This is a genomic window from Alteromonas sp. R7 (assembly GCF_055755235.1).
On the sequence record NZ_JBVTQX010000002.1, the window covers coordinates 327,316 to 340,576 of the forward strand.

A 13,261-nucleotide genomic window follows, 5' to 3' on the forward strand; every position below is an offset into this window, starting at 1 on the left:
AAATAAATTTCGCATGTATCCATATTTGAATATCAATACGCAAAATCGTACTGACCATTTGGACAGGATTACGTCAAATCTTCCAATTTTTGTTGCATATTTTCCAACGGTGTATGCCTAACATCGGTACCCCGAGTAAGATAAACCACATACTCACACACATTCTTACATCTATCGCCAATACGCTCTAACGAGCGCATTGCCCACAAAACATCCAACCAATCCTGCATGTCATCGGTACTTTTCTGCATTTCGGAGGTGGTATACGACAGCAGACGCTTGTATTCACTATCAATGCGGTTGTCTTGGTCGTACACTTCTAATGCCGCAGCCTCATCCTGACGAGCAAAAGCGTCGAATGTGCCGCGCATCATGGCGGCCACGCGCTCGCCAATGAGTAACATGCTGCTCTTAATGGTATCTGAGCTCGGCAACTTATTGCGCGTTACTAGTTTGGCTATACGCTCGATTTCATCGCCCATTCGCTCTATATCGGTAATGGCTTTGGAAATGGTCATAATTAAACGTAGATCGCTGGCAGTAGGATGACGTTTTGCAATAATGCGCAAGCACTCTTCGTCAATTTGAATTTCCATGGAGTTAATTTTTAAGTCGTTCAACACCACTTTTTCAGCCAGAGCGGCATGATTGTGCTTTACCGCTTTTAACGTATCCACCAGCTGCTGTTCAACTTCGCCCCCCATGGTTAATACCGAGTTACGCAAGTTTTCCAACTCGATATTGAACGTACCCGAAATATGCGTGTTTAAGGCTACCTGTCGCATGGTGTTTTCTCCTCGCGGCGTAAGCATAACGAATAACGACAATCAATCGTGCCGCTACCTGTGGCAGAACTATCGTGACAAACCGCTACGTCTTGCCAAACTTCTGCATTGCGGTACAAACCCGTGTGAGAACACACACCTACTGCTACCTTATCCATATCGCCCCGTTATGTAGTCTTCGGTTTGCTTCTTCTCTGGCATAGTAAACAGCGTATCGCTGTCTGCATATTCTATCAGCCTGCCCTGATGGAAAAAGGCGGTGTAGTCGCTTACCCTAGCCGCTTGCTGCATGTTGTGCGTCACGATAATAATGGTGCATTGTTTCTTTAATGCATCCATCAGTTCTTCGATAAAAAGCGTGGTCAGAGGGTCAAGGGCCGAGGTGGGTTCATCAAGAAGTAGAATGTCGGGCTTCAACGCCAGTGCTCTAGCAATCACCAAACGCTGCTGCTGACCGCCAGATAAGACATGCGCAGATTCAAATAAACGATCTTTAACCTCGTCCCACAGCGCCGCCTGTTTCAGTGCGCTTTCCACCGCGTCGTCTAAGTGTCGACGAATTTTAACGCCTTGAAGCTTAAGCCCGTAGCACACGTTCTCATAAATGCTCATAGGAAAGGGGTTGGGTCGCTGAAAAACCATGCCCACGTTCGTTCTTAGGCGTGACACATTTACTTTGCGGCTATTGATGTTTTGCCCATCAATAATAATTTCACCATCGTATTTGCAACCGTCATACAAATCGTTAAGGCGATTGAAACAGCTAATGAGTGTAGATTTACCGCAACCACTTTGACCAATTAACGCTGTGATTTTGTTTTTTGGGATCCGCATGCTGATGTCATTTAACACATGCTTATTGCCAAACCACAGGTTGAGGTTTTTAACCTCTACCGCAGTTTGTTCTTCACCAATGTCGTTAACGTTTAGCGTATTGTGTTCAAACAACTTCAACATGTTACAAAACCTGTATTATCCTTTGAGATAGCGTTTGCGCAGGCGCGCTCTAAGTACAACTGCCAGAATATTTAATACAAACACCACCACGAGTAAAAGCAAGCAAGCGGCAAACATCATGCTTGCGCTCTTTCCATCAGTTTGGCTGTGAAACGCTCCGTCATAAATAAGTACGCCCAAATGCATAAACTGCCTATCAAGGTGGAGATAAGGAAACTCTCCATCTATGGGCAAGGTTGGCGCAAACTTGACCGCACCCACTAACATAAGTGGCGCTACTTCACCTGCCGCCCTCGCAATCGCCAGAATTACGCCAGTCATAATACCCGGAGACGCAATAGGCAATACGGTACGCACTATAGTCTCAATTTTGGTAGCCCCTAATGCGTAACTGCCCGCTTTCAATCCTTCCGGCACCCTGCGCAAGCCTTCTTCAGTCGCCACAATCACTACAGGTAAGGTCAAAATTGCCATGGTTAAGGCAGCCCAGAAAACGCCAGGGCTTCCCATTGTGGGTGCTGGCAGTGTGTCACTAAACAATAGCTCATCAATACTGCCGCCCAAGGTATAAACAAAGAAACCAAGGCCGAATACGCCGTAAACAATAGAAGGTACACCTGCCATGTTGCTTACACTGACACGAATAATGGTGGTAAGCGCCGTGTTAGGTGCATATTCGCTCAAGTAAACAGCGGCTAATACACCAAAGGGCGTTACGATGATGGTCATTAAGAATACCATGAGTACAGTGCCAAACAACGCAGGGAAGACGCCACCAGAGGTATTCGCTTGTTTAGGCGAATCGGTGAGAAAAACACCGATTTCCGAAAACGCCACCTGCCACTTTTCCCATGTACTTAGACGACTGACAAAATCTACATCTTGAATACTAGATATGGGAATAACAAACGGCGTTTCGTCAGCAAAACTTACCAATAAGGTATATTCAGCTCGTGTTGCTTCTAACGCTTCCACACGCTTTTGGTATTCGTCAAACGATGCCACTAAACGCTCTCTTGCTGGCGCGTCGGCAACAACATTACGTTTATCAAATTGAGATAGCGCTTCGTGAATAGGTGCAAGGTGTTGCGTATTTAAATCTTCAATTTGAGCGCTTATTTGAGCCACTTCCTCTAGCACAATGTCAATGTTACCAAGAGGTTGAGGCGGTTTAGATGGCACGACGATGTATTCAGGAATTGCCAACACACGCCTGCCGTCTAACAGTTTTATTTCTGCGCTTTCGCTTGCAAGTAGAGAAGTCTCTATTTCCACTCGAGATAACTGGATTTGAAAGCCATAAGGATGCTGAGCATCTGAGAACTTAAGTGTCACATCCTCATTTGTTGATTCATCAAATAGGTTCGCAAGCACCGAAAACCTTGTGCCGTCTTGATGCGTACCGGTAACCGTATAGATGGGCTCTGGCCAAAAATATGCCGTACCTCGAAAACTAATAAGTATAAGAACGCTAACTAGCGCAATAAGCAGCAGGCTGGTGAAAAAAGCCGTTAAGCTAATGACTAACGATTGACGCTGTACCGCACTTAACCCAAACGTTGTTCGATTAACCATAGTACGCCCTACTTCTTATACGCTGTCGCAATAGCTCTGCCATGGTGTTTACCAAGAAGGTAAACAGGAACAAAATACACGCGGTGAAAAATAGAATTTGATAGTGCGCCGATGATACATCTGCTTCTGGAAGTTCAATTGCCAAGTTAGCAGTAAGTGCTCGCAAACCTTCTATCAAGCCCCAGCTGGAGATTGGCGTATTTCCCGTCACCATAAGGACTATCATAGTTTCACCAAACGCGCGGCCGAAACCTAGCATAATCGCGGCAACAATACCCGGTAGTGCAACGTGAAGCACAACATGAAGTAAGGTCTGTAGTCGTGTGGCGCCTAAAGCAAAAGAGGCGTGTTTTAAATCATTTGGAACGCCGTTTATGGCATCTTCAGCAAGGGAATAGATACTAGGTGATATGGCCACACCTAACGCTAACGCTACCACTATAGTCGTTTTCCCGATGGGACTATCGGACTCAGCCGCAAGCATTGTAAACCCGTCTACCCCCATTATCGAGAAAATAAGCGAAGGCGCATACTCCACGCTAATAAAACCTAAAAGGAACACTCCGCTTATAGCAAATAGTAGCTCTGCTCCGTGTCTTAGCTTCTTTGGTAAGTATTCCGCAACAGGGCGCTGTACCAGGGCAACGACAATAAGCACAAAAGGGATAACGATTAGGAAAAAGGCAAAGGAAAATAAAAACTGCTCAGCTTTTGGCGATAACCAAATGGCTGCGATGAAGCCAATAAGTACACTGGGAATCGCTTCGAGCAATTCGATAGCCGGCTTAATAACGTTGCGAAGGCGGCTTTTAGCAAAAAACGCGGTGTAAATTGCGGCACCGATAGCAACCGGAATAGCAATAAGCAGCGCTAAAAGAGAGGCTTTAATACTGCCTATTAATAGCGGCGTTAGGCTAAACTTTGCCTCTTGAAAATCAGAGGCACTGGTGGTTTGCCATACGGTTTCTTCCGTTTCATACCCTTCGTAATGCTGCGGTTCAAACAGAGAGGCCCATGTAGTAACACCGCTTAAGTGCTTGCCTTCCCATACTGATAAGGTGCTATCTGAATAGCCATAAAGCTTATTGCCGTACCAAATGATATTCTCAGCAGAACGCTCTATTTGTTGTGATGCCACTACATCGCCCGATACACGGTTTACCAACAACACTCTTGCTTTGTCGGTCAGCACAGCCACTAAGTTCATACTGGCATGTTCTGCCACATCCTTAACGTTCTCTCCTGGTAACGCTACTTGGTAGGTTTGTTCAAAGGTAAGGCCTTTATCGCTTTTGCTCAGCACCCAACGAGTAAGTGTCTGTGTATTGCTGTTCATTAGGAAAAAGGTGCGGTCTTTAGCAAGCGGAAATACAATCTTCTCATCTAATGACGCTGTGATGTTTCCTGCTATTGGCAGTAGTGACGCACCTTCATCCGTGAGCCTATTTAGGAAAAGGGCATCATCCACTTGGAGTAACACGCTCTGACTGCCGGGTAACAATACGAGTCTGTCTATATTATGAAACCGTTTATCCACCACCTGTGTAGGACGAAGCCGATTTACCCAACGGATAAACACTTTATTGTCTTGAACGATAGAAACCACTGCCCATTTTGAGGACAGTGCAATGCTCCAGTCACTGCGTCTCTCCCACTCATCTTTGGGAAGCGCGAACGTAATGCTGTTCGACAACGCCGCTTGCGGCGTACTTGTGGCAATATCCTCTGCGCTACCGTCGGTCATATTGAACGATCTAACCGGTAAAACTCTCACTTGGGCGTTGGGAGAAACGTCTACGATATAGTTCTCTCCCATCACACTGTGGGAAGACAGTCTATGCTCACAAGGACGGATATAATCGTGATTACTTACCAGAGCATCGCCTTTAAGCAACTTTAATCCCAATCGACAGTCAGACTTCCTAACCAGCATTGGCTGACTGTTAATAATGTCGCCTGCGCTGATAATTTTTTCGTTATCTGGCGTTTTCAAGCTCAACAGATGATTTAAGCTAGGGGTATATGCCAACGGCAGAGCTTGGCTGATTAGATGGGTAATAAGAATAACTAACGTCAACAAAACAAGGCCGCCGAAGCCGGTCACTACATAGCGTGACCACCTGTCGCTTCGCTGGCGTTTTTTGTTTGTGCTATTGCTGTCGAAAGTCATGCGGCTGTTTAGTAATTCTTATTTTCGAAATTCTTCATTTTTAAGAAGAATAACCCTAAATTGCACTGGTGAGCAGTGTAAGTTTTGTTATGCTAATAGCAAGTGAAAGTTTAAAGCATTACCTTCGCGCAACCTACTCTGCGCCTATGGTATTACCCAACAGGAAGACGATCAAAGTTTTTCTCTACACGCCCAATAAGGAGCATCGTATGCAATCATTGGTTATAAGCATTATGGGTAAAGACAAGCCGGGTTTAGTAGACACACTGGCTAAGTGTGTATACAAACATGAGGGCAACTGGCAAGGATCGAGCTTTGCGCATATGGCGGGAATGTTCACCGGTTTTGTAGAAGTACATGTTGCCGATGAGAACAAACAGGGCTTAATCGATGCGCTAGACGCCATTAAAGATTTGTCGGTGCAATCTGTAGCGGTAGCGAGCAGTGAAAATAACAACACCACCAAATTGACGGTTGATGTAATGGGCAATGACAAAACCGGTATTGTCCAAGAGCTTACTTCTATTTTAAACCAGTTCAATTTGAATATTCTCACCTTTGCTTCACACTGTGAAAGCGCGCCTAACTGGGGCAGCCTGATTTTCAAAGCAAAAGCAGAAATTGCGGTGCCAGAAGATTTTGACGACGGCGCATTGCAAGACTCACTGGAGTCGTTGGCTAACGATTTGGTGGTGGATATTACCGCGAAGCGATAAAAACAAGGGCGTATTTGTGGTGCCATACACTATCCCGCGTATCACAATTACGAACTCATCATATTGAAAGTTAATGGAATAACCACAACGCAATGCGTGCGCACTTGCACCAGAATACGTGTTGTCACAGTAGTGTCACTGACTGATGGCAGTCTTTGACCATTTTTATGAACGTGAATTGAGACATTATGGATAACGACGTTTTATATTATCCCAAAGAATTAAGCTGGCTTGCGTTTAACGAACGCGTATTGCAAGAAGCCGCAGATAAAAACAATCCCGCCGTGGAGCGAATTCGTTTTCTTGGTATTTACTCAAATAACCTAGATGAGTTTTATCGCGTGCGCGCCGCTGACGTGAAACGACAAATTACCATTGCGCAAAATGACGGCAATGAAGAGGAAGCTGAACGCCAAACCGCTCTTATGGCGCTTATTCAGAAAAAGGTAGTCCAGCTTTCTGAAAAGTTCGACCAAATTCATAAGGATGTGGTTAAGTCCCTAGCTCGCTACAACATACATATTCTTCGAAAAGACGATTTAGACGATTATCAAAAGCAGTGGGTACGCAACTTCTTCGTTAACAAAGCACTGCGTCACATTGCACCTATTTTAATAGATAAGAAGACCGACCTACTTAGCCGTTTGAACGGTACTTCAGTGTATTTATATGTGGCGCTTAGAAGAAAGGACCGCAATCCTAAATTTGCGGTTATTCAGGTTCCTACCTCTGAAATGTCGCGCTTTATGCTGATCCCACCGCAAAAAAGCCGCAAGAAGAAGAGCATTATTATGCTCGATGACATGATTCAGCTGTGTATCGAAGACATTTTCCGCGGTTTCGTGAAGTTCGACGAAATTGAAGCATTCTCGTTTAAAATGACGCGTGATGCGGAATATTCTATCAACGAAGAAATTGACGAAAGCTTCGTTGAAAAGATGTCTGAAAGTATGAAGCAGCGCCTTATCGCTGAGCCTGTGCGTGTTATCTACGACACGAACATGCCAGAGGACATGAAATCTGACTTGCGCAAGCGACTTAAGATAACGAAGCTAGATACCATGCACGCTGCTGGGCACTATCGTAACTTTAAAGACTTTATTGGCTTCCCTAATGTGGGTCGAGAATATTTAGAGCATACGCCGCTGCCTGCTATCGACAGCAAGGCATTCTCTAAGTACAACACCGTTTTCGATGCCATTACTGCACGAGACATACTACTATACTACCCGTACCATCGCTTCCTACACTTCACCGAGTTTTTGCGTCAGGCGGCTTTCGACCCGAATGTTAAGACCATACGTATTAATATTTATCGTGTTGCCAGTAATTCACGCATTGTAAACTCGTTGATTGACGCAGTAGACAACGGCAAAAAAGTAACCGTTGTGGTAGAACTTCGCGCCCGTTTTGACGAAGAGGCAAATATCGAATGGTCTAAGCGCATGACTGATGCAGGTATACGCGTTGTACTTGGCGTGCCTACTCTTAAAATTCACTCTAAACTTTGTATTGTGACCCGTGAAGAACGGGGCAGTTTGGTGAACTATGCGCATTTCGGTACGGGTAACTTCAACGAGAAAACAGCAAAGATTTATACCGACTACAGCTTATTCACCCGTAATCAAGAACTCGCCGATGAAGGCGTGGCGGTATTCGATCTTATTCAATACCCTTACCGACGCTACAAGTTCCAGCATCTTCAAATATCGCCATTAAACGCCAGAACCAAAATTCAGTCGTTAATTCGTCAAGAAATTCAGCATTTGAACCAAGGCCAAAAGGCACAAATCACTTTCAAAATTAACAACCTTGTTGATAAAGAACTCATTGATGATTTGTACCGGGCTAGCCAGGCGGGGGTTAAGATCCGCGGTATAGTGCGCGGTATGTGCTCACTTAATCCGGGGATAAAAGGAATAAGCGAAAACATCGAAATTATCTCTATTGTTGATAGATTTCTCGAACACCCTCGCGTGATGATTTTTGAAGGTGGCGGCGATAGAAAAGTGTATATCTCTTCTGCTGACTGGATGACCCGTAACATGGACAACCGCATTGAAGTAGGTTGTCCAGTGTATGATAAAGGTCTTCAACAGCGCATTGTTGATATAATGGAGCTACAATTTAAAGATACCCTGAAGGCTCGAGTGATTGACAAGGATCAGAGCAACAAGTACGTTCGCAGGGGAAATCGTAAAAAACTTCGTTCTCAGATAGAAATTTATGACTATTTGAAGAAGCTAGAAGACACTTTGTAGGATAGAAAATTAGTACATGACCCAGCACGAATCAGTTTTTAATGACGTGGAAACCCGCGAAGTCAATAAAGTCGCAGCACTAGACATTGGCTCAAATAGTTTTCACTTAGTAGTAGCACGCATTGTTGCTGGGTCTGTGCAGATTCTGCATAGAGTTAAACAAAAAGTACGCTTGGCCGAAGGTCTCAACGACGACGATATCTTGTCTGATGAAGCGATGGAGCGTGGGCTTGCTATGCTAAAAGTAGTAGCAGAGAGCCTTAAAGGTTTTGAGCCCGACTCCGTGAGAATTGTCGCCACTCATACGTTGCGCAGAGCGCGTAACGCCCGCGATTTTATCAGCGCAGCAAAAGATATCCTTCCCTACCCTATCGAAGTCATTTCTGGTGTAGAAGAAGCGCGACTTATTTATTCAGGCGTTGCACATACTAACCACTCCGACGGCCAACAGCTGGTTATTGATATAGGCGGTGGCTCTACTGAGTTCGTTATTGGCGAAGGTTTTACGCCTTTACTTTGCCGCAGCCTTCAAATGGGCTGCGTAAGCTATACCAAACGGTTTTTCCCTGACGGTGAGCTAAAGCCAAAAGCCTTTGATCGTGCTATCACGGCTGCACAGCAAGAGCTTGAGTTAATAGATAATAAATATCGCAGACTGGGCTGGGTCCAGTGTATCGGTACGTCTGGTACCATTCGTTCGCTGTTTATACTTTGTCAGCAAGACAGACCCAATGGCCACGATATTCCGGTGACACTTAAAAGTTTGCGCAATTTAATGAAGCAATTCATAAGCGCAGGGCATATAGACAAATTAAGCTACCCAGATTTAAGTGAAGATCGTCGTGTGGTTATTGCTGGCGGCCTCGCTATTCTTATCGCCGTTTTCAAAGCCCTAGAGATTGAAGGCTTGGTGTACTCGCCTGCCGCCTTGCGCGAAGGCGTGCTTTATCAGATGGAAGATGAGCTTCATCACGCTGATATTCGCGGCAGAACCGCTAGTAGTTTGGCAACCCGCTACGATGTAGATACGTCCCAAGCCACTATGGTGCTTAATACAACCCTTTCACTTTTCAACGATGTTGAAAAAGCATGGAAACTTAAAGGGCGTGACTTTAAAAGCATGCTCGGCTGGGCAGCTTTACTTCACGAAGTCGGCATGCAAATTAACTCTCGAGGCATACAAAAACACAGCGCCTATATTCTTGGTAATGTGGACATGCCTGGGTTTACGCAGGAACAACAATTACTGCTAGCTACGCTCGTGCGATTCCATAGAAAGAAAATTCGAACCAATGAATTGCCCGCATTTAATCTTTTCGATGAGCAGTCGGTTAAGCATTTAATCGCGTTACTGCGTTTGGGTGTACTGCTTAATATTAAACGCCAAGAGGGTTTTGTACCTGACCTCGTTGTTAATGTAGAAAAGAACGAACTGACCATTACCTTCCCCGATGGCTGGTTAGATGAAAAACCTATTATCTCAGCTGACCTGCTACGAGAAAGCCACTACTGGAAAGCGCTTGATTTAAAACTCACAGTTGTTCCTGATATCGAGCAATTACATCCCGCGGTAGAATAAGCAAGTACCGACTATCAGCACCTCAAATTGAACATTTTATAGGCAAATATCAGTATTATTTGCCTATAAAACCGGTATACTACGCATTAGCATTACCTTATCTAAAACCTCCAATTGATGTTATTTTTTATAGGTTCTTAACAGTAGTTATGTTTCGTAGTATCTGGATTTTTTTGTTGCTGATTGTAAGTTCATTTGCCTTCGCATCGTCCAACCATGTCTACTTTCTAACCGAGGTCACCCCACCCTATTACTGGATTAATAAGGATGGAAAAGCACAAGGCGTCAACGTAGACCTCGCAAACGCACTAGAACCTCTGCTGCCATTTAGCAGTTCGTTGGAACACATGCCGTGGGCCCGTGCAGTACAAGAAACCCTCGATAATCCCAATCTGGTACTTCTATCTTTATTGAAAACACCGAACAGGGAAGATGAATTTGAGTGGATTTCATCAGTAAATCACATGCAAGCCTCGCTGATCCGCTTAAAGCAGAAAGAGACAGCACACGTCAATTCCTTAGACGACGCGAAGCAGTTCCGAGTAGGCTCAATACGCGGCTATGGCTCAGCATCGTTTTTGCAGCAAGAAGGTTTTGAAGAAAATAAAAACCTCGCTTTGGTTGCTGAGCCAGCACTACTGTGGAAGCTTTTGTATATGGGGCGCATCGACTTTGCATTAGCCAATTTTGAGACAGGAAAGTATGAAATCAGCGACGCAGGCTTTAACCCTAACGACGCAACGAGCGAATATGTTATCGAAGCATTGGGTGCTGATCTTTTTGTTGCCACTGGCCTTAAGACTGAGCAAGACAAAGTAAGCTCACTTAAACATGCGCTTTCGATTTTAAAAGCGAATGGCGAATATACTCGAATACTAAAAAAATGGGGCCTTGAACCGATTGAGTCGGCGCATTAGCCCCACTTAGTCTCAGCACACTAATTATTGAGCTTCAACTTGCGTACTTTGTGACTGCACGCTGTCGTATTTTTTAAACCACGCCAAGATATTTTCAACTTTACCAATCATTCTAGATGGCTTAGAAGCAATCCCGTGCGGCGATCCAGGTACTTTTACCAGCACGCTATCAACCTTTTGAATCTTTAACGCTTGATAGAACTGCTCGGTCTCAGACATTGGCGTGCGCTTGTCCTCCACTCCCGTGATCAGCATGGTGGGGGTCGTTACATTGCCTACTAGCGATAGCGGTGAGCGCTTCCAGTAGTGCTCTACATTGTCCCAAGGCTTACCCGGAAATTGGAAAGGGATTTGATATAGACCTGAATCGGCAGTCAGCACTTTCGATAACCAGTTGATAACGGGTTTAGCGACTACGGCTGCTTTAAATCGGTTAGTAAGGCCAATGGCATAGGCTGATGCAATGCCGCCTGCTGAACCACCAGTAATAAACAGTCGCTCTGGATCAGCGATGCCTTTTTCAATAAGCGCATCTACGCCCGACATATGGTCTGAGAAGTCATATTCCGAACTGTATTTCCCTTGAAGTAGCAATGCAAAGCGTTCTCCATAACCTGTACTACCTCTGTGATTATCATAAAACACCACGTAGCCCTCTGCAGCCATGCGCTGCAGTTCAGCAGTGAAAACAGGGCCATAGGCGAGATTAGGTCCGCCGTGAATTTCTAAGATAAGCGGATACGTTTTCGAGCTGTCATAGTTTGGCGGCAGAATGTACCACCCCTGGATTTCTTCGCCATCAATAGAAGACGGATAGACAATTTCTTTTACTTCGCCAAGTTGCTTATGACCTAGTACGTCTTCGTTTAGTGCAGTAAGCTGTCGCTCGTTTCGCGTAGTGACATATAAATCAGCGGGGCGATCGGTACGTCCTTTGGTATACGCCACTACATCATCAACAGCGTGATAAGTGCCAAACACATAAGGTCGTCCTAACGTAGTACCGCCCAGCCCCTTAGCTACGGCTTTTACGCTGCCCGATAGCGATACCACATCCACCTGCGCTAAACCGCGAACCGACTGCTGAAAATAAACGTGCTTATTATCTTTCCAGTGAAAGTTAGACACTGAATTATCAATGTCTTTTGTTAAATTTTGAGCATCTGTACCATCGCTCTTCATCACATATAAATAGCTATTTTTGTACATCACTTTTTCGTCATCGCGGCGTGCGTAAGCAATGTGCTTTCCGTCAGGCGATACGACAGGCGATGATTCAAGGCCTTTGTCGTTGGTAAGCTGTGCGATATTACCCGTCATATCCACAGAAAAGATGTCCCCCTCAACAGGCTCATACTCCCAATTTTCACTGCGGTTGGCAGAGAAATAGATTTTGTCGCTATCAGGAGAGAAACTTAAGCGCCCATTGTGGTGATAGTTCCCTGAAGTAAGCTGTCGTGCTGTGCCTCCGTCAGCAGGAACAATAAAAATATGGGTGTAAGCAGGTTCAAGAATGCCTCGGCCATCGGCTTGATAGCGCGCTTTGGTAATATATTGAAAGCTAGGAGACCACTTTGCACCGTCAGGCTTTTTAGGCATTTTAATGTCTAGCGGCTTTTCCTTGGCATCAACGCTCATAGTGAAAGCAATATGCTTACCATCTGGCGACCAAGTGATGTTACTTGGGTTTGAGGTGACATTTGTTACGAGTGCCGTTTGCCCTGTATCCATCCAACGCACATACAATTGCGGTTTACCTTCTTCATTAGAAAGGTAAGCCAATCGGCTACCGTCTGGTGACCAGCGAATAGAATAGTAACTCTTTTTCGACGACAGTAAAGGGCGGTGTGACTTTCCATCAACCGACGCTAGCCAGACGTTCGCTCGACTGCTGTCCGACATAATGTCGTTTGAACGGCGCACATACGCAACATATTTACCGTTTGGCGACACCTGAACTTCGCTCACGTATTCCAAATTAAAAATATCTTCCGATTTAAAATAGCGTTCAGAGTCGGTAGTAAGAGATTCTCTCTCATTGCTTGCAAGCGCTGTGGCTGGCATAGCTAGTGTGCCTACGCTAAATAGTGCAGCCCATATAGCAAACCGTTTTTTGACTGACGGGTACCTGTGATTTCTCGTTAAAGACATATCTCACCTTAATCTATTTGTTCTTATCCGTTCTTTTTTATGGGGTGATCACGTTGTAGTGATGCATTTATCGTCTCCATATTACTGAATATATTCAGCCAATAAAGATTAAACGTTGAGCGACATCGCTAGGCGATTAAGCGCAGTACA

The 13,261-nt window shown here is 45.0% G+C and carries 10 protein-coding genes; 4 read left to right on the forward strand and 6 right to left on the reverse strand.

Features of this window, described 5'->3' with window-relative positions; translation table 11 throughout:
- Positions 1–68: 68 nt before the first annotated feature.
- The 5 genes from phoU to AC0J2X_RS04280 are packed head-to-tail and all read right to left on the reverse strand — an operon-like array spanning position 69 to position 5,487.
- Positions 69–785, reverse strand: a complete 717-nt coding sequence (gene phoU / locus AC0J2X_RS04260) for a phosphate signaling complex protein PhoU (RefSeq protein WP_014948403.1) — start codon at positions 783–785, stop codon at positions 69–71.
- Positions 773–943: a hypothetical protein gene (locus AC0J2X_RS04265; RefSeq protein ID WP_155279850.1), complete on the reverse strand. Its 171-nt coding sequence runs from the start codon at positions 941–943 to the stop codon at positions 773–775. The genes phoU and AC0J2X_RS04265 overlap by 13 nt, the downstream gene beginning before the upstream one ends.
- The gene (pstB, locus tag AC0J2X_RS04270) at positions 936–1,742 is read right to left on the reverse strand and encodes a phosphate ABC transporter ATP-binding protein PstB (protein ID WP_014948402.1); all 807 of its coding nucleotides are present in this window, start codon (positions 1,740–1,742) and stop codon (positions 936–938) included. The genes AC0J2X_RS04265 and pstB overlap by 8 nt, the downstream gene beginning before the upstream one ends.
- A gap of 15 nt (positions 1,743–1,757) precedes the next feature.
- A complete protein-coding gene (gene pstA, locus AC0J2X_RS04275; RefSeq protein ID WP_472995814.1) occupies positions 1,758–3,317 on the reverse strand; it encodes a phosphate ABC transporter permease PstA in 1,560 nt (519 codons plus the stop codon).
- Positions 3,310–5,487, reverse strand: coding sequence for an ABC transporter permease subunit (locus AC0J2X_RS04280; protein ID WP_061484792.1), 2,178 nt, complete (start codon positions 5,485–5,487; stop codon positions 3,310–3,312). Before AC0J2X_RS04280 ends, pstA begins: the two co-directional genes overlap by 8 nt.
- A gap of 209 nt (positions 5,488–5,696) precedes the next feature.
- On the opposite strand from AC0J2X_RS04280, the gene AC0J2X_RS04285 reads away from it, so the two are divergent.
- The 4 genes from AC0J2X_RS04285 to AC0J2X_RS04300 all read left to right on the forward strand — a co-directional run bounded on the left by AC0J2X_RS04285 (position 5,697) and on the right by AC0J2X_RS04300 (position 10,960).
- Positions 5,697–6,203, forward strand: a complete 507-nt coding sequence (locus AC0J2X_RS04285) for a glycine cleavage system transcriptional repressor (protein ID WP_014948399.1) — start codon at positions 5,697–5,699, stop codon at positions 6,201–6,203.
- Between the two features lie 188 nt (positions 6,204–6,391).
- Entirely contained in the window at positions 6,392–8,464 is a 2,073-nt protein-coding gene (gene ppk1, locus AC0J2X_RS04290; RefSeq protein WP_014948398.1) for a polyphosphate kinase 1, read from the forward strand.
- A gap of 16 nt (positions 8,465–8,480) precedes the next feature.
- A complete protein-coding gene (gene ppx / locus AC0J2X_RS04295; RefSeq protein WP_014948397.1) occupies positions 8,481–10,043 on the forward strand; it encodes an exopolyphosphatase in 1,563 nt (520 codons plus the stop codon).
- 149 nt (positions 10,044–10,192) lie between these two features.
- Positions 10,193–10,960, forward strand: coding sequence for a transporter substrate-binding domain-containing protein (locus tag AC0J2X_RS04300; protein ID WP_171338474.1), 768 nt, complete (start codon positions 10,193–10,195; stop codon positions 10,958–10,960).
- Between the two features lie 24 nt (positions 10,961–10,984).
- On the opposite strand, the gene AC0J2X_RS04305 is transcribed toward AC0J2X_RS04300, so the two are convergent.
- Positions 10,985–13,111, reverse strand: a complete 2,127-nt coding sequence (locus AC0J2X_RS04305) for a S9 family peptidase (RefSeq protein WP_472995815.1) — start codon at positions 13,109–13,111, stop codon at positions 10,985–10,987.
- Between the last annotated feature and the right edge of the window lie 150 nt (positions 13,112–13,261).